Origin of the sequence: Paenibacillus sp. YPG26 (assembly GCF_023704175.1) — a bacterium.
Taxonomy (GTDB): Bacteria; Bacillota; Bacilli; order Paenibacillales; family Paenibacillaceae; genus Fontibacillus.
Genome location: NZ_CP084530.1, coordinates 3,308,972 through 3,330,000, shown reverse-complemented (window position 1 = coordinate 3,330,000; position 21,029 = coordinate 3,308,972). Strand labels below are relative to the sequence as shown.

The 21,029-nt window shown below is 46.9% G+C and carries 13 protein-coding genes, 11 tRNA genes and 2 rRNA genes (1 of these 26 cut by a window edge); 25 read left to right on the top strand and 1 reads right to left on the bottom strand.

What is annotated here, in order from left to right; genetic code table 11:
• The 22 genes from LDO05_RS15820 to LDO05_RS15715 all read left to right on the top strand — a co-directional run.
• Positions 1–1,259 (top strand): 23S ribosomal RNA (locus tag LDO05_RS15820) (it extends 1,670 nt beyond the left edge of the window).
• Between the two features lie 165 nt (positions 1,260–1,424).
• Positions 1,425–1,541: ribosomal RNA gene (rrf, locus tag LDO05_RS15815) — 5S ribosomal RNA — on the top strand.
• Positions 1,542–1,553: 12 nt separating this feature from the next.
• Positions 1,554–1,629, top strand: a tRNA-Asn gene (locus LDO05_RS15810).
• A gap of 2 nt (positions 1,630–1,631) precedes the next feature.
• A tRNA-Thr gene (locus LDO05_RS15805) sits at positions 1,632–1,707 on the top strand.
• A gap of 43 nt (positions 1,708–1,750) precedes the next feature.
• A tRNA-Glu gene (locus tag LDO05_RS15800) sits at positions 1,751–1,825 on the top strand.
• 106 nt (positions 1,826–1,931) lie between these two features.
• A tRNA-Val gene (locus LDO05_RS15795) sits at positions 1,932–2,007 on the top strand.
• Positions 2,008–2,045: 38 nt separating this feature from the next.
• Positions 2,046–2,120 (top strand) — tRNA-Gln (locus LDO05_RS15790).
• A gap of 4 nt (positions 2,121–2,124) precedes the next feature.
• Positions 2,125–2,200, top strand: a tRNA-Lys gene (locus LDO05_RS15785).
• Between the two features lie 36 nt (positions 2,201–2,236).
• Positions 2,237–2,320: transfer RNA gene (locus LDO05_RS15780), tRNA-Leu, on the top strand.
• A 3-nt stretch (positions 2,321–2,323) separates the two neighbouring features.
• Positions 2,324–2,398, top strand: a tRNA-Gly gene (locus LDO05_RS15775).
• Positions 2,399–2,404: 6 nt separating this feature from the next.
• A tRNA-Arg gene (locus LDO05_RS15770) sits at positions 2,405–2,481 on the top strand.
• Between the two features lie 33 nt (positions 2,482–2,514).
• Positions 2,515–2,591: transfer RNA gene (locus LDO05_RS15765), tRNA-Pro, on the top strand.
• Positions 2,592–2,606: 15 nt separating this feature from the next.
• Positions 2,607–2,680: transfer RNA gene (locus LDO05_RS15760), tRNA-Gly, on the top strand.
• A 378-nt stretch (positions 2,681–3,058) separates the two neighbouring features.
• Positions 3,059–5,854, top strand: a complete 2,796-nt coding sequence (gene ppc / locus LDO05_RS15755) for a phosphoenolpyruvate carboxylase (protein ID WP_251376297.1) — start codon at positions 3,059–3,061, stop codon at positions 5,852–5,854.
• Positions 5,855–6,107: 253 nt separating this feature from the next.
• Positions 6,108–6,680 carry an RNA polymerase sigma factor SigW gene (sigW, locus tag LDO05_RS15750; protein WP_251376296.1) on the top strand — a complete coding sequence of 191 codons (573 nt, stop codon included), beginning with the start codon at positions 6,108–6,110 and terminating at the stop codon, positions 6,678–6,680.
• A gap of 165 nt (positions 6,681–6,845) precedes the next feature.
• Complete coding sequence (locus LDO05_RS15745; protein WP_251376295.1) at positions 6,846–7,463, top strand: zf-HC2 domain-containing protein; 618 nt, start codon at positions 6,846–6,848, stop codon at positions 7,461–7,463.
• Between the two features lie 194 nt (positions 7,464–7,657).
• On the top strand, positions 7,658–8,488 hold the full coding sequence (gene cdaA, locus LDO05_RS15740) for a diadenylate cyclase CdaA (protein WP_251376294.1): 831 nt from the start codon (positions 7,658–7,660) through the stop codon (positions 8,486–8,488).
• Entirely contained in the window at positions 8,481–9,860 is a 1,380-nt protein-coding gene (locus LDO05_RS15735) for a CdaR family protein (protein ID WP_251376293.1), read from the top strand. The genes cdaA and LDO05_RS15735 overlap by 8 nt, the downstream gene beginning before the upstream one ends.
• A gap of 79 nt (positions 9,861–9,939) precedes the next feature.
• Positions 9,940–11,280: a phosphoglucosamine mutase gene (gene glmM, locus LDO05_RS15730; RefSeq protein WP_251376292.1), complete on the top strand. Its 1,341-nt coding sequence runs from the start codon at positions 9,940–9,942 to the stop codon at positions 11,278–11,280.
• Between the two features lie 659 nt (positions 11,281–11,939).
• The gene (glmS, locus tag LDO05_RS15725; RefSeq protein WP_251376291.1) at positions 11,940–13,772 is read left to right on the top strand and encodes a glutamine--fructose-6-phosphate transaminase (isomerizing); all 1,833 of its coding nucleotides are present in this window, start codon (positions 11,940–11,942) and stop codon (positions 13,770–13,772) included.
• 283 nt (positions 13,773–14,055) lie between these two features.
• Entirely contained in the window at positions 14,056–14,292 is a 237-nt protein-coding gene (locus LDO05_RS15720) for a thioredoxin family protein (protein ID WP_251376290.1), read from the top strand.
• Positions 14,293–14,441: 149 nt separating this feature from the next.
• A complete protein-coding gene (locus LDO05_RS15715) occupies positions 14,442–15,011 on the top strand; it encodes a MarR family winged helix-turn-helix transcriptional regulator (RefSeq protein ID WP_251376289.1) in 570 nt (189 codons plus the stop codon).
• Here the strand turns inward: LDO05_RS15715 and LDO05_RS15710 are convergent.
• Positions 15,005–15,904: a LysR family transcriptional regulator gene (locus LDO05_RS15710; RefSeq protein ID WP_251376288.1), complete on the bottom strand. Its 900-nt coding sequence runs from the start codon at positions 15,902–15,904 to the stop codon at positions 15,005–15,007. The two genes, LDO05_RS15715 and LDO05_RS15710, sit on opposite strands and share 7 nt — an antisense overlap.
• Before the next feature lie 316 nt (positions 15,905–16,220).
• On the opposite strand from LDO05_RS15710, the gene LDO05_RS15705 reads away from it, so the two are divergent.
• The 3 genes from LDO05_RS15705 to LDO05_RS15695 all read left to right on the top strand — a co-directional run bounded on the left by LDO05_RS15705 (position 16,221) and on the right by LDO05_RS15695 (position 21,018).
• Positions 16,221–16,883: a response regulator transcription factor gene (locus LDO05_RS15705; protein WP_251376287.1), complete on the top strand. Its 663-nt coding sequence runs from the start codon at positions 16,221–16,223 to the stop codon at positions 16,881–16,883.
• Positions 16,884–17,073: 190 nt separating this feature from the next.
• Positions 17,074–19,419 carry an ATP-binding protein gene (locus tag LDO05_RS15700; RefSeq protein ID WP_251376286.1) on the top strand — a complete coding sequence of 782 codons (2,346 nt, stop codon included), beginning with the start codon at positions 17,074–17,076 and terminating at the stop codon, positions 19,417–19,419.
• 300 nt (positions 19,420–19,719) lie between these two features.
• Positions 19,720–21,018, top strand: coding sequence for a helix-turn-helix domain-containing protein (locus LDO05_RS15695; RefSeq protein WP_251376285.1), 1,299 nt, complete (start codon positions 19,720–19,722; stop codon positions 21,016–21,018).
• The last annotated feature ends 11 nt before the right edge of the window (positions 21,019–21,029 follow it).

Sequence of the window (21,029 nt, the reverse complement as noted above, 5' to 3'; positions counted from 1 at the left end):
GTAGGCGAGAAGAGAATTCTAAGGCGCGCGGAAGAACTCTCGTTAAGGAACTCGGCAAAATGACCCCGTAACTTCGGGAGAAGGGGTGCCCCGGTAGTGTGAATAGCACGAGGGGGCCGCAGTGAAAAGGCCCAAGCGACTGTTTAGCAAAAACACAGGTCTGTGCGAAGCCGTAAGGCGAAGTATACGGGCTGACGCCTGCCCGGTGCTGGAAGGTTAAGGGGAGTGGTTAGGGGTAACCCGAAGCTATGAACCGAAGCCCCAGTAAACGGCGGCCGTAACTATAACGGTCCTAAGGTAGCGAAATTCCTTGTCAGGTAAATTCTGACCCGCACGAATGGCGTAACGACTTGGGCGCTGTCTCAACGAGAGATCCGGTGAAATTTTAATACCTGTGAAGATGCAGGTTACCCGCGACAAGACGGAAAGACCCCATGGAGCTTTACTGCAGCTTGATATTGGACTTGGGTACGATTTGTACAGGATAGGTGGGAGCCTAAGAAGCCGGAGCGCCAGCTTCGGTGGAGGCAACGTTGGGATACCACCCTGATCGTATCGGAGTTCTAACCTGGTACCGTAATCCGGTATGGGGACAGTGTCAGGTGGGCAGTTTGACTGGGGCGGTCGCCTCCTAAAGAGTAACGGAGGCGCCCCAAGGTTCCCTCAGAATGGTTGGAAATCATTCGAAGAGTGCAAAGGCATAAGGGAGCTTGACTGCGAGACTGACAAGTCGAGCAGGGACGAAAGTCGGGCTTAGTGATCCGGTGGTACCGCATGGAAGGGCCATCGCTCAACGGATAAAAGCTACCCTGGGGATAACAGGCTTATCTCCCCCAAGAGTCCACATCGACGGGGAGGTTTGGCACCTCGATGTCGGCTCATCGCATCCTGGGGCTGAAGTAGGTCCCAAGGGTTGGGCTGTTCGCCCATTAAAGCGGTACGCGAGCTGGGTTCAGAACGTCGTGAGACAGTTCGGTCCCTATCTGTCGTGGGCGTAGGAAATTTGAGAGGAGCTGTCCTTAGTACGAGAGGACCGGGATGGACGCACCGCTGGTGCACCAGTTGTTCCGCCAGGAGCACAGCTGGGTAGCTACGTGCGGAAGGGATAAGCGCTGAAAGCATCTAAGCGTGAAGCCCCCCTCAAGATGAGATTTCCCAATTAGTAAGACCCCTTGAAGACGACGAGGTAGATAGGCTGGGGGTGGAAGTGCAGCAATGCATGGAGCTGACCAGTACTAATCGGTCGAGGGCTTATCCAATACAGCTTCACGAAGGGTAACTTCGGAAGCGACACAATCTAACACGCATATTCGTTTCGTATCTAGTTTTCAGGTGATCAAGCCTGAGGAGAAGATGTGGGTTTTTATTAAGGCCAGATATTTTCTCGCAGCGATTTTGAGAAGCGAAAGCTTCGAAAAATCATGTTTGGTGGCGATGGCGGAGGGGTTCCACGCGTACCCATCCCGAACACGACCGTTAAGCCCTCCAGCGCCGATGGTACTTGGACCGCAGGGTCCTGGGAGAGTAGGACGCCGCCAAGCGATTAATTTTATTCCCTGATAGCTCAGTTGGTAGAGCACTCGACTGTTAATCGAGTTGTCACAGGTTCGAGTCCTGTTCGGGGAGCCATTGCTCTCATAGCTCAGTAGGTAGAGTGCATCCATGGTAAGGATGAGGTCACCGGTTCGATCCCGGTTGAGAGCTCCATTTCTTTTGGTTAAATGGCGAGATGATTTACCACTTTAAATGTGGCCCGTTGGTCAAGGGGTTAAGACACCTCCCTTTCACGGAGGTAACAGGGGTTCGAATCCCCTACGGGTCACCACTTCATTAAACAGCTTCAAGTGGGGATGAGAACCCATTAGGGTTCAAGTCATATCAGTACATACTATGTTGTTTAAGTATTGTCAGACTATCCATTATTATTTTATGGAGGCTTAGCTCAGCTGGGAGAGCATCTGCCTTACAAGCAGAGGGTCGGGGGTTCGATCCCCTCAGCCTCCACCATAACTTGTTTAGAGGACAAACTGTCCAATGTGAGACATTGGGGATTAGCCAAGCGGTAAGGCAACGGACTTTGACTCCGTCACCCATAGGTTCGAATCCTATATCCCCAGCCATTTTGAGCCATTAGCTCAGTTGGTAGAGCACCTGACTTTTAATCAGGGTGTCGAAGGTTCGAGTCCTTCATGGCTCACCATTTACCTTGATTGTCATGGTGAATTGTGTTACTTGTGCGCGTGTGGCGGAATTGGCAGACGCACTAGACTTAGGATCTAGCGTCTTTGACGTGGGGGTTCAAGTCCCTCCACGCGCACCATTTGCGGACGTGGCTCAGCGGTAGAGCATCGCCTTGCCAAGGCGAGGGTCGCGGGTTCGATTCCCGTCGTCCGCTCCATATTTTGCGCCCTTAGCTCAGCTGGATAGAGCGTTTGACTACGAATCAAAAGGTCAGGAGTTCGAATCTCTTAGGGCGCGCCATTTTTCTTATAATTGCATAATCAGCACTAATTTCGGGACGTAGCTCAGCTTGGTAGAGCACCTGGTTTGGGACCAGGGGGTCGCATGTTCAAATCGTGTCGTCCCGACCATTATTTTCTTTCGGTGCGGGTGTAGTTCAATGGTAGAACTTTAGCCTTCCAAGCTAATAGCGTGGGTTCGATTCCCATCACCCGCTCCATAACTCATGAGCAGCATCATCGTAAGCGATGATGTTTTTTGTTATAATGGTTTTATTTTTACCCTCTGATTTTACTGCTTTGACGTATCAACGCATTGATTATGATTTGGGTTGTGTTTTTATACAATGAATGTAACTTGCACTCAGTGATAGAGATGTCCAGCTTTTTCGTGATATGTCTCGATTATGAGGGCATGGTAAGTTCCGCCTATGGGCTATAATAATACAAAAAAATGAGTAAATATTTAAATGATTTAACACCTTGGCTGTTACTGCAGCCTTGTTTTAATAAATAAAAAGAAGATTTTAGGCACAGTTTATTGTATTATGTAAAAAGGCATTATAAAGACGGAAACAGGATGAAGTGGGAGGAGAAGCATGACAGAACTAGCGGTAACCGCAAACAAAAGCAATTCCAACAACCTGCTGCGGCGTGATATTCGTTTTTTGGGCAATATTTTGGGAGAAGTCCTTGTACACCAAGGCGGTAACGAACTCTTAGATATTGTCGAAAAGATACGTGAAGCCAGCAAGTCACTTAGAGCCGTATTTTTACCCGAACTGCATGAAGAATTCAAACAGATTATTAATACGCTTGAGCCGGACATCCGACATCAAGTTATTCGGGCCTTTGCTGTTTATTTCCAGCTGGTTAACATTGCCGAGCAGAATCATCGTATTCGCCGCAAGCGTGACTATGAGCGCTCTGCCGGGGAGACGGTCCAACCTGGATCTATTGAGGATTCGGTCAAAGACCTTAAAGAACGAGGCTTCTCTTATGATGAAGTACAGGATATTTTACAAGGCCTGTCTCTAGAGCTTGTCATGACTGCTCACCCAACGGAAGCGATGCGCCGTGCGATCCTTGATATTCACAAACGGATTGCAGATGACGTAATGCAGCTGGATAATCCGACTTTGACTTTTAGAGAACGTGAGCAGCTTCGTGAAAAACTGCTGAATGAAGTAATCACTCTATGGCAGACGGATGAGCTTCGTGACCGTAAGCCTACAGTGCTTGATGAGGTAAGAAACGGTATGTACTACTTCCACGAGACATTGTTCCATGTGCTGCCTGATGTATATCAAGAGCTGGAACGCTGCTTGACGAAGTATTACCCTGAGCATAACTGGCATGTGCCGACCTATCTGCGTTTTGGTTCATGGATTGGGGGAGACCGCGATGGTAACCCTTCCGTTACAGCGGAAGTAACCTGGGAGACCCTGTTAATGCAGCGTAAGCTGGCTGTGCGTGAGTATCAGCGCATTTTGGCTGAATTGTTCCGCTACTTAAGCTTCAGCACTACGATTGTTAATGTGACGGATGAACTGCTGGCTTCCATCCAGAAAGACCGGGAGATTGTCACACTGAACAAGACACCTCAATGGCGTAATGAGAAAGAGCCTTATCGGGTCAAACTGACTTATATGACAGAGAAGCTGCACAATGTTATCGATGAATCCAAGAAGGATTCAAGTGAACGTTACAATAGCGTTGAAGAGCTGATTGAAGATTTGAATGTTATTGACCGCAGTCTGCGTCATCACTATGCTGATTATGTGGCAGACACGCATATCCGTTACATGATCCGTCAGGTAGAGCTGTTTGGCTTCCATACAGCCAAGCTGGATATCCGTCAGCACAGTCAGGAGCATGAGAATGCGATGACTGAGATTCTTGCTCACATGAAAATTGCAGAGAACTACGGAGAGTTGAGTGAGGACCAGAAGGTCGAACTGCTCGAACGTATTCTTAATGACCCTAGACCTTTGACATCGCCTTATCAGGAATACAGCGAAAGTACAACAGAGTGCTTAAATGTCTACCGTACAGTATTCCTGGCTCAACAGGAATTTGGTGAGCACTGTATCAGCAGCTATCTGATCAGTATGACAGAGGCGGCAAGTGACATCCTGGAGGTTATGGTATTTGCCAAAGAAGTCGGATTGATTCGTAGAGAAACAGATGGCAGTGTTATATGTACACTTCAGTCTGTGCCGCTCTTCGAGACGATTGATGATCTGCATGCGGCTCCTGCTATTATGCGCCAGTTGTTCGATATGCCAGTATATAGACAGTCTGTGGCTGCAATGGGGGATCTTCAAGAGATTATGCTGGGCTACTCCGACAGCAACAAGGATGGCGGTGTAGTAACAGCGAATTGGGAGCTTCGTGTAGCCCTCAAACAAATCACGGCTACAGCAGCAGATTTCGGCGTGAAGCTGAAATTCTTCCATGGACGCGGAGGTGCTCTGGGACGTGGAGGCATGCCGCTGAACCGCAGTATCCTAGCACAGCCGCCGCATACAGTAGGCGGAGGAATCAAGATTACGGAGCAAGGTGAAGTAATCTCATCAAGATATTCCCTGAAAGGGATTGCTTATCGCAGCCTTGAGCAGGCAACATCCGCTTTGCTAACCCAAGCGGTGCTTGCCCGTCAGCCTCAGCAAAGTGACTTGGATGAGGAGAAATGGGAAGCTATTATCAGACAAATGTCTGAAGTATCCCTTAACAAGTATCAGGATCTGGTATTCCGTGAGCCTGACTTCCTTAAATTCTTCAAGGAATCCACTCCACTTGGTGAAGTGGGTGAGCTTAATATCGGTTCCCGTCCTTCCAAGCGGAAGAACAGTGACCGGTTTGAGGATTTACGCGCGATTCCTTGGGTATTCGCTTGGACGCAGAGCCGTTATTTATTCCCGGCCTGGTATGCGGCAGGTACTGGAATTCAAGACTTTTACGATAACGATGATGAGAAGCTGAAGGTCCTGCAGGAAATGTATGCTAACTTCTCGTTCTTCCGTTCATTGATTGATACACTGCAGTTCGCTGTGGTTAAGGCAGATCTGATCATCGCTTCAGAGTACGCTAATATGTGCAGTGATGATACGGTGAAGAACCGCATCTTCAAGCAGATTGAAGAAGAGTTCAATCTGACGAAGAGCTTGATTCTCAAGATTACAGGAGAACAGGAGATGCTGGATAATGAACCTGCCCTGCAGGAATCGATTCGCCAGCGTAACCCGTATGTAGATCCGCTTAGCTATCTGCAGGTTCAACTGTTGACAGAGCTGCGCACGATTAGAGAACAGGGCGGAGACGATCCTATTCTACTGCGTGAGGTTCTTCTTACGATCAACGGTATTGCTGCGGGACTTAGAAATACAGGCTGATTGAACAGCCCATTTACACATCTGGAAATCATATTGAGCCGTGTCGCGTTAAGGACACGGCTCTTTTATTGAGCTTAGGCAGGGAAGTTCGGATGTGCGCTTGCAATTTGAGAGAACTTGAATTACCATTTGAATGAAGTGCCGGGACATGCAACTACGTACGTTCTTAAGCGGTCTAACCCGCTATTATAATCCATAAAGCATGGCTTGGAACCGGCAAGAGACCGTTTTGGCGGATCTGGGGGAAAATTGAATGATTGACAATTATGATACGAGACTTGCAAAGCTGGCCCGTAAAGGGGATCAAGGCGCTTTTGCAGAAATTGTAGATATTTATAAAGATAAATTGTTTCACTTGGCCTATCGTATGCTGAATAACCGGCATGAAGCCGAGGATATTGTGCAGGAAACTTTTCTCAGGGTACATAAGAACTGGATGCGTTATGATGAGAATCAGAAGTTCTCTACCTGGATATATCGTATTGCTACGAATTTGTGTATAGATCGTCTGAGGAAGAGAAAGCCGAGCTACTCCCTTGATGCGGAAATGAATGATCAGGAGGGCATGGATGGGTATACCTTAATCCCTGGGGACCATCGGACACCGGAGAGTGAATACCTGGTATCAGAGACCCGGGAGACGATACATACCGCAATGGAGAGCCTGCCGGCCAAATACAAATCGGTCATGGTCCTTAGATATCTTCAGGAGCTGTCTCTGCAGGAGATTAGTGATGTGCTGGGTATGCCCGTAACAACGGTCAAGACCCGTGTGCACCGAGGGCGTGAGTTTTTGCGCAAAAAATTGGAGAATAAGCATGTCTGAAAAGGTTAATAAAAAAGTTGAAACGATATACATAGTGAAGCGTATTTAAAGAGTATACCTAAACGCTTTGCACTTTGACTGCAAGAATAGTGTCTATATAAATGGAATGGCTCTTAGAATTGTGCTTATATTCCATGCAGACTTCAACGGAAAGGATTGGCTCATATGGATTGCAAACAAGCTGCCTCTTTAATGCATGACTACCTGGATGAAGATTTAGAACGGGCGCAAGCTCTGGAACTAAAGAAACATCTGGTGCAATGTCCGTCCTGTAATATGCATTTTCAAGAGCTGGAACAAACGGAAATGATGCTTTTCCATGCTGTTAAGAGCTCGGTGCCTTCCGCTTCAGATGAGCTTGTAGAACGGATTATGCGTGAGATTCCAGGGAAGCGCAGACAGCGTGTGTGGATGAAATGGATCAAGAGACATCCCGCACTTACGGCAGTGGCCATGTTCCTCTTTGTGATGCTCTTTAGCACAATGTCACTCTGGAAGGCCGATGACCAGTTGATTGTTAAAGGCGCCGGACTGGACCAGGTTGTTATTGAAGGCAGGACCGTGATTGTTCCAAATGGGAAGACCATTGCTGGGGATTTGACAGTGGAGAATGGAAAGGCTCAGATCTACGGAGAAGTGGATGGGAATCTTACGGTTATTGATGGTTCCCTATATCAGGCTTCAACGGCCAAAATATCTGGCGATGTCAAGAGTATCGATCAAGCGCTTGATTGGATCTGGTACAAGATTACAAATACATTCACTGAAGTCGCCTACCGATAACAGGATTAAGTAACAATTGTAAGGGCGCCGCTCTATGGAGAGGCGCTCTTTATGTATTTAATGGCGAAATACACACATTTTGGCCAGTCTAGGACAAAGAAGCTTGCAACTGAAGTTCGATCGTTATAACCTAGAGTTTAGGGGACAACATAAGACTTATAAGCTCGCTAAAAGGGAAAACCGGGGGTTACCGTATGAATTACTTTTCGGACTTAACATGGCAGGAGTCCATTAAGGATGCAATAGATATCCTGATCGTAACGTATATTATTTATCACTTGATTCTACTTGTACGGGGAACCAGAGCCGTTCAGCTGCTGAAAGGCATTCTGGTGCTGGTTGTGATCTGGGCGGCAAGCACCTGGTTCGATCTCTATACCCTCAAATGGTTGATGAATCAGATGTTCACGTTTGGTGTGCTTGCTGTGTTCATTATCTTCCAGCCTGAGTTAAGAAGGGCGCTGGAGCAGCTTGGCCGTGGTAAATTATTCGGACGGACGACTGCAGATGAAGAAGAATTCAGCCGGGAGATCGGCGAGATTATTAAGGCGGTTAATTATTTATCCCGTGGAAAGATTGGGGCGTTAATTGTATTTGAACGTAATACGGGTCTTAATGAGTATAAAGAGTCAGGAATCCCAACCCAGTCGGTGATTACCTCCGAACTGCTGATTAATATATTTATTCCGAATACCCCTCTTCATGATGGAGCCATTATTATTCAGGAGCATCGGATTGCCGCGGCAGCCTGTTATTTGCCACTCTCCGAGAACCCCTTCATTAGTAAAGAGCTGGGAACAAGACATCGTGCTGCGATTGGGATCAGTGAGGTCGCCGATGCAGTGTCTGTAGTTGTATCAGAGGAGACAGGTCAAATCTCGCTTGCGATTAATGGGCAGGTTGTGCGAGGTATCAATGAAGAGTCTCTGATCTCCAAGCTCTATGAAGAGCTCAGCCCAAGTACGGCAAATAAGGATAAGAAGCCCCCGTTCTGGAAGCTGAAGGGGGGGCACAAGAATGGATAAGTGGTTCAATAATAATACGATTGCCAAAATTATAGCACTGTGTGTGAGTGTGTTGTTATGGGCAATGGTACATTTGGACAGTAATACGCCAGGCAATACAGCAGCTTCTTTGATCGATGTTAAGACCATCAATGATATTAAAGTGGAAGTGGTCGGTTTTGATGATAAATCGTATGTATTGAGGGATATGGACCCCAAGGTTGTGAGCCTTGAAGTTAAAGGCAAGCGCTCTAATATCACTACCGTATTTACCGACTATAGGGTGAAATTGAACTTGGAGAATGTAGGTCCGGGTACGACTATGGTACCATTAACTGCTGAACTCCCCTATGGAGTGGAATTGGTATCCCAAACCCCTTCAAGCGTCAAGGTAACGATTGAAGCCAAACGGACCAAGACATATAGCGCGAGCGTTGTGCTAAAAGGAGTTCCGGATGGAGGACTGCAACTGGGGACCCCAATTCTGGAGAATGATGGGAAGGTAAGCGTCACACTTCCTGAAAGTGAGCTTAAGCGGGTTCACAAGGTTGAGGGCATTGTGGATGTAAGCGAGGCCCAGGAACCTCTAGAAGGCAAATCCGTCAAGCTTAAAGCATATGATAAGAATGGACGAGTGATTCCGGATGCGGAGATTAGTCCGTCATCTATACAGGTCGATGTACCCATGAACAAGCTCTACAAAACGGTGCCTATAGAAATTAAGCAGACGGGAAGGCTTCCGCAAGGCTATGCGTTGTCTGAAATTCAAGCCGATGTTGAGGGAGTTGCCATATATGGGACTAAAGATGTGTTGGAGGGAATTGATTCCTATACTCTGAGTGTGGATCTGAGCAAGTTCAGGGGTCCAACCACGACTGAATACTCATTGGACTTGACTCCGCCGAATGGTTCTGAGAAAATCGAGCCGAGCTCTGTAAAGGTCGTTGTCAAAACTGCGCCTTTGGGTGAGAAGACAGTGAATGACATTCCGGTTACGATCAAGAATCAGAGCGAGAAGACGACAGTCAAAGTTCTGAGTCCGGCGAATACAAAATTGTCTTTGACGGTGCAGGGTTCGGATGAAGTGCTGAAGTCAATTCAGGCAGGGGACTTTGCTATTAGTGTCGATGTATCCGGTCTTGGACAAGGGATTCACAAGGTTACCCCTACGATTAAGCTGCCGAAGTTCGTCTCCTTAACAGGCGGCGCCGATGTGAAAGTCGAAGTTGAAGTTAAGGATCGTGCTAAACCGGTAACTTCAACGCCTTCGGATACAGATACGGACCGGAGTAGCGGACAGGGTGTGAATTCAGAGCCAGATCAGGGAACTGAGAGTAATGATGCTGCTAGGGACTCAGGCAGTAATCCAGACCAGACTGTGAAGGAACCTTAGAAACAGAAACAGTATTGAGGTAAAATAAAAACAAGTAAGTCATGGATGAGAAACCATTTATCTGGAGGAGTGAGTAATTGTGGGCAAGTATTTTGGAACAGATGGAGTACGTGGAGTAGCGAATAAGGAATTGACTGCAGAGCTTGCTTACCGAATCGGCCGTACTGGCGGGTATGTACTGGCAGGACAAGTGGAGAAACCAAGAGTGATTATTGGTATGGATACCCGTATCTCGGGTGTGATGCTGGAATCAGCACTTGTTGCGGGTCTATTGTCGATTGGAGCGGACGTCATTCGTATTGGAATTGTCTCCACTCCGGCTGTCGCTTATCTGACCCGTTTGTTGAAGGCAGATGCCGGTGTAATGATCTCGGCTTCTCACAATCCGGTAGAGGATAATGGGATTAAGTTCTTTGGCAGTGATGGATTCAAGCTGTCTGATGAGACAGAGCTCCAGATTGAAGCTTTGCTGGATAAGGAAGTAGATGAGCTTCCTCGCCCAATCGGTGACAAGCTTGGAAGTGTGATCGTAGATAACGAGTCAAAGTATAAATATCTGGATCACTTGAAAACAACGATTTCTTCAAACTTTGAAGGCTTGAAAATTGTACTGGACTGCGCAAATGGAGCGGCTTTCGAGCTTGCGCCAAAGCTGTTCCGTGAACTTGGAGCGGAGGTCTATACCATTGCAGCCGAGCCAACAGGGCTTAATATAAACGATCACTGCGGATCCACACATCCCGAATTATTGAAGGAAGAAGTAGTACGTCTCGGAGCAGACCTGGGTCTTGCTTTTGATGGAGATGCTGACCGTCTGATTGCCATCGATGAGAAGGGTGAGGAAGTAGACGGAGACCATATCCTGTGCATCTGTGGTGAAGCGATGAACCGTGCGGGCAAATTGAATGGCAGCACCATTGTATCGACGGTGATGAGTAACTTTGGCTTCTACAAAGCAACTGAGAAACTAAGCTTGAATACAGCAAAAACAGCTGTAGGCGACCGCTATGTTATGGCTGAAATGCTGCGCGGTGGGTACAACCTGGGCGGGGAGCAGTCTGGTCATGTTATTTTCCTGGATTATAACACTACAGGAGATGGCATCCTGACAGGAATTCAGCTGGTGGATACGATGAAGAATGCCGGTAAGCCACTAAGTGAATTGAAGAAGCTGATGGTTCAATATCCTCAGGTATTGGTAAACGTGCGTGTTCAAGATAAGAGCAAGTACAATGGCAATCAGGCGATTGAAGAAGCCATTACGGTAGTGGAGCAGCAGCTTGGCAGCAATGGCCGGGTGTTGGTACGTCCATCAGGTACAGAGTCTTTGATCCGCGTTATGGCAGAAGGACCGGATAGAACTGAACTGGAACAGTATGTATCCCAGATTACTAAAGTGGTTGAACGCGAACTTGTGTAGGACCAAGAAATCATACTATATTAATAGGTAATTAGGCCGCTGGAATGGGTTTACTGTTCCGGCGGTTTTTTTACGGGTCTGAAAGTCGCATTTTCACGGGATGGGCCTTCATGCCATTGCAAATTGCTAGTGGGGTGCATATAATAACATTATTCCTAGAAAGAAAGGGAGGGCAGTGAGGTTGCGGTCTAAATAAGCGCCAGAGCTTCGGATTCGCGCGGGAAGGACAACCGTAGTTAAGTTATACGGGTATCCACGGCAATCGAAGCTGACGAGGTGGAGGTGTTCGAAATGTTCGGCGGGGGCCTCCCGGTAATTGCATCTAACCGTAAGTCGGATAAGCAAAAGGTATGGGCGACTGTACTAACAACCTTACCGACCGATGCCACAATAGTAGAGATGGATCTAAGAACAAGATGATACGTATTCATCGCTTAGTTCACATCGTGTTCGATATAATTCTATGAATGTACGTAAGAGATTGTGGTTGATTCGTAGTAGTGGAGAAGAATGTACATTCATGAAAATACTTGGTCTTATCAGAAAATTTTCATTATAAAATAAAATACACTCTCGCTCCAGACTGCTGCGCGGTCATCCGCTTCCTATGTCCATTCAACCAAAAATTGATGAGATAATGAAACGGAGGATTTTATAAAATGTGTGGTATTGTCGGGTATATCGGGAAAAGAGATACACAATCAGTTTTGATCGACGGTCTGAAGAAGCTTGAGTATCGTGGGTATGACTCTGCCGGAATCGCTGTGTTCACATCGCAAGGTCTGCAGATCAGCAAATCAATTGGCCGTCTGGCTAACTTGGAGTCCAAGCTTGAATCCGCACCGCTTGTTGGTTCTGCGGGTATCGGACATACACGCTGGGCAACTCATGGTAAGCCGTCTGACGTGAATTCCCATCCTCATACAGATAACAGCGAGAAGTTCTCCGTTGTTCATAACGGAATCGTTGAGAACTATCTGGAGCTGAAAGAGGAATTGATCGGTCAAGGACACGTATTCGTGTCAGAGACAGACACTGAGGTAATCTCTCACCTGGTTGCTCGTGAATATGATGGCGATATCGTTAAAGCTGTTCAAAAAGCAATTACCTATATGCGCGGAGCGTTCGCACTTGGTGTGTTAACTGAGTATGAGCCGCATAAACTGGTAGCTGTACGTCAAGCAAGCCCGCTTATTATCGGTCTGGGAGAAGGGGAGAACTTTATCGGTTCTGATATCCCTGCTATCCTCAAGTATACACGTAATGTCTATATCCTTAATGACGGTGAAATGGCCGTTCTGACACAGGATTCTGTCGAATTGATGACAATTGAAGGGAACTTTATTTCTCGGGAAATGATTCATGTCGATTGGGATGCTGTTACAGCAGAAAAAGGCGGATTTGATCATTTCATGCTCAAAGAAATCCATGAACAGCCTAAAGCTTACCGTGATACGATCCGGGGACGTGTTGACGAGTCCGGCCGCAAGGTAGTGCTGAAGGATCTAAATCTAACACCAGAACGGATCAACCAGATTCAGAACGTTCATATCGTAGCCTGCGGAACAGCTTACCATGCTGGTCTGGTGGGTGGAACAGTAATTGAACAACTGGTTCGCATTCCGGTATATAACGATGTGGCATCAGAGTACCGCTACCGTTCACCATTGATCACTCCTGATACTTTGGTTATCGTAGTAAGCCAGTCCGGCGAGACTGCGGATACACTCGCTGCACTTCGTGAAGCGAAAGCGAACGGCGCACACGTTCTTGCCGTAACCAACGTTGTTGGCAGCTCCATCGCTCGTGACGCTGATGATGTGCTTGTAACACTGGCTGGTCCAGAGATCGCTGTAGCCTCGACTAAAGCTTACTCTTCACAGCTGATCGCGTTCTATCTGCTTGGCTTGTACCTTGCACAGGTTCGCGGCACGCAATCCGAGGACGAGGTTGCTCACATGATTTCTGCGATCCAGGCACTGCCTGAGCAGGTTGAAAGCATGCTTGAGAACTCTGACGCTATTCAAGCTTATGCAGAGCAAATTTCTCACAACCAGCACTTGTTCTTCATCGGACGCGGCCTGGATTATGCCGTTGCCCAAGAAGGTTCACTGAAGCTGAAAGAAATCTCTTATATTCACTCCGAGGCTTATGCTGCAGGTGAATTGAAGCACGGAACGCTTGCCCTGATTGAAGATGGAATTCCGGTGATTGCCCTGGCAACTCAAGACTCCGTTCTTGAGAAAACAGTGAGCAACATCAAGGAAGTGAAAGCCCGCGGTGCAGACGTAATGGTAATTACGCATGAAGAGCATGTTGCCAGCCTTCTGAAATCCGTAGATCAAGCTTTCGCGATTCCTAAGACGCTGCCGTTGTTCACACCGGCACTGTCCGTAATCCCTCTGCAATTGTTGTCCTACTATGCTTCACTGGCACTTGGCCACGATGTGGATAAACCACGTAACCTGGCGAAGAGTGTGACGGTAGAGTAAGACAGCGGGGTAATAGGATCACATTGGTCCAGTGATAAAAAATGTGGAACCAGTAGTCTGGAACCCATTAAAATGAGTCGAGCAATCCTAGGGTTAGTCCTAGGATATGCTCGACTTTTTTCATTTTAGGATAAGGATAATGAGATGAAGAATGGAAAATTAGCTGAATAACCATTACGTTTACCTATGATAACGATAAGCAATTCTAAATTGATCATGTCTAACTCCTTCTATAGAATCTAATTAAGTAGCAAAGCTACATTAAATGAAGGAGTGGATGTTAATGTCACAGGCAGTTTTTTATCATGCAGGTTGTCCAGTGTGTGTAAGTGCAGAGCAATTGGTGGTTGATTACTTAGACAAATCGAAAGTTGCTGCAGAGATTGTGCATCTGGGTACAGAGCGAAACCGGATTGAAGAAGCGGAGAGGGCAGGTGTTAAATCCGTTCCAGCTTTGGTGGTTGACGGAATTGTGTATCATATCAATTTTGGTGCAAGTCTTGAGGATGTAAAAGCTTAAACACCGCAAAAGAAGGTGCCCTTAGTGGCACCTTCTTTTGCAATATATTCTAATGAGTCTTCATAATCATAAGATGAATATGAAAGGTAAGGCATGCCATGATATATGATCCTCAATATCGAAAGGATAATCGCTCAGCGCGTGTCGGAATGGCCTTGTTACGGATATTTCAGGCGATTAAAAAAATGACACAGGCTGAGAGCGATACTATGGGATTATCTCCTGTACAAATCCAAGCATTACTGTTCACTGCTCACACACGAAGCGATGTGGCTACGGTGGGCAATCTCGCCAATATGATTGGTACGACTCATGTAACTGCTGTAAAAATACTCAATGGATTAGTGAGAAGGGAACTGATTAAGAAAGCGCAAAAAGCCGAAGATCGTCGAGTTACCTTGCTCTCTTTAACCGTAAAGGGAAAGGAGATCGTTAACAAGCTTGATAATTGGGGACATCTACTGGAAGATGCCCTCCTGCCTATATCGGAGGATCTGCTGCGGCATTTCGAGACAGCGCTTGACTATATGGTCTCTAGCTTGCAAAAGAAGGGGCATCTCGTTGTATCGGAACCCTGTTTAGGCTGTATTTACTTTCTCCCGAATGCCGGTGATAAAGCAGCCCCTCACTATTGCCAGATGATACGAAAGTATCTTACCCACGAAGCAACACTTCAAGAATGCCCTGAACATACTGCCTCGATCAAGGTCCATTATTGAGCGGTGCCACCTGTATTTACAGTTGAAACTAATTGCTCTATAAAGACACGACTAGCTGCACATAAATGTTTATTTTTACGATATACAACACCAATTTGCGTAGTGATTACCGGATTTTCAAGTGGAATCGTGCAAATATGCGGGTTGTTAATATAATCCAGGTAACCTTTTGGCAGGACAGTAACACCGAGCCCCTTGCTAACCATGGTTACAATCGATTCCATGGTGGTCATTTCTAGCACTGGTTGAGGCGTGAATGCCAGTGATTGACACTGTTCATTAATTAGCTGCCGTAAGAAATAAGTATTTGGCAATAAAACGGAGGGCAGTTCTTGTAAAATATCGAGCGTTACAAACGCTGCTTGGGCGATCGGGTGATCTACCGATACCGCAAGGGCAAGGGTTTCCTTATAAAGAGGGATGGTTTCAAGATCTTCATGCTCCATCGGCAACAAAACAATACCTAGATCAATTTCATTTTGCAGTAATCCGGTATAGATATCACCGGTTCGCAGCCCGAGTACAGACAGCTCTACATTGGGGTAGCTGTTGTGGAATCCCAGTACCGTTGGAGGAAGCAAGTAATTGACAACGGTCAGAAGCGCGCCAATTTTTAACGTACCTCTTTTCAAACCTTGTAGTTCGCTAATTACTGCCCGTGCCTGTGTGAGTTCATGAAACACATTATATCCATGATGCTGAAGCGCTCGACCTGCCTCAGTAAGCATCGTTTTCTTACCGATACGGTCAAAGAGAGGCATGCCGATCTCGTGCTCAAGCAGACGAATCTGCTGGCTAAGTGAGGGCTGGGTGATACCGAGCTTCTCGGCAGCACGGGTAAAGTGCAATTCCTGACATAAAGCCAAAAAGTATTCCAACTGCTTCAGTTCCATCAGATGCCCTCCATATTTGGTATCACAATCAAAATGATAGGAATTTTCTATTATTATAAGAGGAATCATATTGGTTTGCTAATAATTTTCTAGTGAACAGCTGAATTTCATTTTAACTAAGGAATAAAGATAGAATGAGATGATAAATTAGTTGAAAAAGAGATTATACCGTAATGCCAATTACGGCAATCCGCAATTTCCTTTTCGTAGCCAGTCCGGCAGCGGTATGGTACTATTTGATTGCAAGAGCATGGTCCAGTGTCGTCCGTCTATGGTTGATGCTGTTGCATTCCATAGGTAGAAGGAGAGAGCAGGCATGATTAGAATTCTCATTGTCGATGATCATCCATCTGCTAGAGATGGCACGAGAGCGAAGCTTGAGCAGGAGCAGGATATGATCGTTACCGACGTATGTTCAGGAATGGAAGCCCTTTCGTTGATAGAAGCCGGAGAACGGTTTGATGTCATGCTGTTTGATCTCAATATGCCGGTGATCAGTGGTCTGGAATTAACCAAGCGGGTGCTCGAAATTCACTCATGTGCGTGCATTTTAATATATAGCGGTTACGATATAGCCCCGAATTTCAATCTCCTGATTGAGGCAGGGATTAGCGGTTTTGTCAGCAAAGCATCCCCCTGGGGGCATCTTATACAATCGATCCGGTATGCCACTCAAGGGGACTCTATTATTCCGACCTCCCTATTGAAACAGCTTCGAAGACATGATATTAAATTACCTGGGCATGATTCTAACGGAGCATCTGAGCTGACCTCGATTACTCAGAAGGAACAGACTATTCTGCAGGAAATTGCATTAGGGAAAAGCAATAAAGATATTGCGAACCTGCTGTACATGAGCCAGCGCAATGTGGAATACCATCTATCACGTATATTTGAGAAATTGCATGTGCGATCCAGATTTGAAGCTATTGCTGAAGCCAAGAAGCATGGATTAATCAAGAATGAAGATATCATTTAAGAAGCATGGTTCCTTATGAAGGAGCCATGCTTTTTTCCAGTATATGTCTAGTGGCCGGGTTTAGGGCTATGGTAAATTTAACATTAAATAGATGTGAATAGAGAGAAATAAACGTACCTAAGTCTTGCCGGATACGGATCTCACCTTTGAACAGTCACCAGTGCGAATAGGTTAAATTTATGGAGGACTAATGAGTAGAGGCCATCGTGCAGGTTACGCGGTATTTGCTATTGTGTTCATGTTAGCAGCTTACTTTGTATATATTGGTGTCCGGTATCCAGCCATATCCCTTGTCCTTACACCGACTTCATCGGGAGAATGGATTATTAAGGAGGGACCCCAGGAAGACGCATGGGCTTACGGAAGACTTCAGCAAGGGGACGCGATCATCTCGCTTGATGGGCGTCCGGTTCAGAAGCATCCTTTTGTGGTGAAGACGCATAGAATAAGCTCGTTAATCAATCACATGACAATTGAACGTGATGGAGAGCGGATAGAAATCCCCATTCCCGCTTTTGATAGTTCTCATACCCTATTCAAACACGTTCTATACCCTGGCTTAATCTTCATCTTGTTGTTTGTGCTTAGTCTTAGGGCATACCAGACGCAAGGAAGACAAAGGGATACCAAATTACTAATAAGCTATGCGCTGCTGGTAGGACTAAGCTATTTATGCTCTGCGGCATCCTCAAGATATGACCCATTTGGGGTTGTATGCATATATGTTCTTTTTTGCTCAGTTCCCGTGCTGCTGCTGCATTTTCTATATGAATTCTTCTCCACAAGGCAGGCTCGCCCTTATGTGCCGCGTATTCTGCTCACTATTATGTATGGGGATATGGCTTCCTGGACTGTAGGGGTGCTGCTGTATGTGTACACTAACCTATTTGCCAGTATGTCGCACAACTTCGAGATCATAACTGTACTGAGCTTCTTCGTCCTTCTGCAGCTGACGGTTATCCTGTTTATGATTCGTAATTTGGTTAAAAGCAGTGCCAGTGAGCGGACCTTTCATATATACATTCTCACGGCACAGATGATTGCGTATATGCCATTTCTGCTGCTGCACGCCCTCCCGAGAATTGTATTCGGAACGAGTATTCTAGAAGATAATGTTGCCGGTTACTCGGTCATAGCCGTTCCGGTTATTTTCTTCTACTTACTCAAGGTAAAAGAAATTATCGATATCCAATTTGTCCTTCATCGTCTGCGGCACTATGGATTGCTGGCGTTATGGCCATCGATTGCACTGGTTGCCGTTATGATTCTGATCTGGCAGGGGAACGGTAATGATACAGTGAAATGGCTGGAGACCTTCCTGTTGATCTATTCTAGTCTGGTTGCCTTTCTCTATTACAAAGACTATCTCCATCTAAGGATACGACGGTATATGTCAAAGAAACCAGCTGAAGCAACTCCAGCTGAGCAGCTGCTCGACAGGTCCACCCGGATCAAGAATGCGGCCGACCTGGAGCTCGCGATGATGCAGGAGATTGAGGCGAAGCTGCGGGTGAGCTCCATTGCTCTTCTGGAGAGCTCGGCCGAAGGCATACAGGTCAAACGGCAGCAGGGAACAGGTCCGGAGAGTCACCAGCTGGAGAGCATAGCTGCAATGGCGGCGAATGCGCAGGCGGGGAGCTTTATTCCAGTGGATGCCGGAACCTGCCTGCTGTATGGAGAAGCCCAGGGCAGGCAGCAGCTCCTGTGGTTCGGGAGCAAGTACAACCGGACGCAGCTGAATCCGGACGAGGTGGCCTGGCTGCAAGCGATGCTGAATTATGCATCCATACTCTACATCAATCTACGGCTGACCCAGGACTTTGCCGGTCAGTTGGAAGAGAGCATTACCTCCCCAGGTAGGACACCAACATGGCTGCTCAGGTTGTTGTTCACCATTTCGGAGAACGAACGCAAGCGTCTAAGTTCAGATCTGCATGACAGCGCTCTGCAGGACCAATTGCTGCTCTATCGGAAGCTGGAGAGTCTGCTTAGCAGCTGGGATCAAGACAGGCCGCGGCGTGAGGAACTGGAGGAAATCCGTGACGGCATGCTGGATGTGGTTGCCCAGATTCGGGAGACGTGCAACGAGCTGCGGCCGCCATTTCTCAAAGAAATGGGTCTAGTAGAGGCCATAGAGCAGATGCTCAGTCAGATCAGACTTCGCACGAACCTGGCTATTGAGTTCCAGACCGACGGCTTCCATGCCGGGCTCGAGGAGCAGCAGGAGCTGACTTTGTACAGGATTGTACAGGAACTGATGCAGAACGCGGTCAAGCATGCACAGGATGCCACACACGTTGATTTGTATTTCCGAAGTACAAATAGCAGCATTAAGCTTGTGTACCGGGATAACGGGATCGGCATGGATACTAGCAAGCTGACATCGTCCTATTCCCACATGGGTCTGTGGGGAATTCAGGAGCGGGTAGCGAGTCTCGAAGGAACGTTCCGGCTGAGGTCCAAGCCCGGTCAAGGGCTGCATATTGATATTAAAATACCGCTGGCTTACGAGGAGCGTAGGGTCAGTGTGGGTTAAGAGATTGTCCGAGGCGGCTGATTTCTGGTGAAGACCAGGGATTCAGCCGCCTTTCTAATTTCAGGATCTATTTCTGCCGGGGACATGGGATGCTGAACGAAGATACTAACAATTCTAAGGGATGGTCTGTATAGCCGAACCGAAAGCAGGGATAGGAATGTCCGCAATGGAATTGCGGTAATCCCTAGACGGATTTGCGGTGACGCTGTAAAGCAAGCGTGTTAGCATGATGAAAGAATTGGAGGATCGGTGTACACGGCTTCCCGTGAGGATCGACCGGAGATAAGAGGAGTATAGAGAATGAAGATTGGAGACAGAATCAGACAAATTCGGCTGCATCTCAAAATGACACAGGGTCAATTAGCCGATGGAATCTCATCGGTAGCCTATCTGAGCAAAGTAGAGACCAGTCAGGTTAATCCATCCCAGCGCTTCATTGAGCAGATTGCAGAGCGCCTGCAAGTCAGCGCCGCTTATCTAACGGATGCCCGCAAAGTGAACTACGATGAGCGAATAACGGAGATTTGCAAGCGTTATTGGGACAATACTTACCATTTCTATGGGAACCGGGGCGCTATTACTGAGGAAGACGTTGCTTTTTTACAGCTTCAGGCGATAGAGACTCAGACATCATCCATTTATCTGAAATTGTTCAGCGTTCTAATTAAGTATTATAGTGTCGTAGATTACAAGATGGCTGAAGAGCTGTACCAGCTCTCCACGTACAGGGTGTCGGAGCAGCCCGAGTGTGATGAAGATAGAAAGTACTTGTGCTACTACTACATGGCTTGCGGCAATACGAAGTTCTTCACCCAAGAGTACAAGGCCTATGATTCGTTCTATACGAAAGCCTTGTCTTATAGCGAACTCCTGACCGATCTGGAAAAGGGAATGCTCTACAATAATATCAGCAGCGCGAGAGGCGCGACAGGTGATTATATTACGCATTATTTCATGCTGGAGAAATCACACGACATGTTTGTGAAATGTCAGGATGACAAGAGAGCGTATAGTACGCTGCTCTGGATGGCGAACAGCAACTTCAAAGCCGGAAAAGTTGAGCTCGCCTTATCCCAGCTTGAGAAAGCCCACGTGTATTTTTTACAGGAACAGGACAGCAGGCAGCTTGCTTATATTGAATACCGGTACGGCAGAATCCATCAAGGTACGAATCCCGGGGTGGCTATTCAGCACTTCAAACGATCGATTGAGCTCTATATAGAGGCCGAGTTGGAATGGGAGGGCATTACGCCTTGCAAGCGCCTGGTGGAGCTCTATGTATCGCTGAAGGACTGGACTAATGTGGAGATCTATCTGGAGCGATTAGAGACCATTGTTGAAGAAGACAAGAGGCCTTACCAGCACTTATTGCTTCTGCATACGCGAGCAGGTGTATATCTTCAGAAGAATGACGAGAAGAGGTATGAACGTGAGATTCAGAAAGCGATTCAGTATGCAATTGATGGGGATTTTGCAGTAGAGGTTGCCAGATTCGCAGACGAAATCGCAGAATACTATCACAAGAAAGGCGCTTATAAAAAAGCGTCCGAGTTCTATCAAATCTCTATGAGCTCCCGAAAACAACAGAAAAGCGGATAGATGGGCAGCCC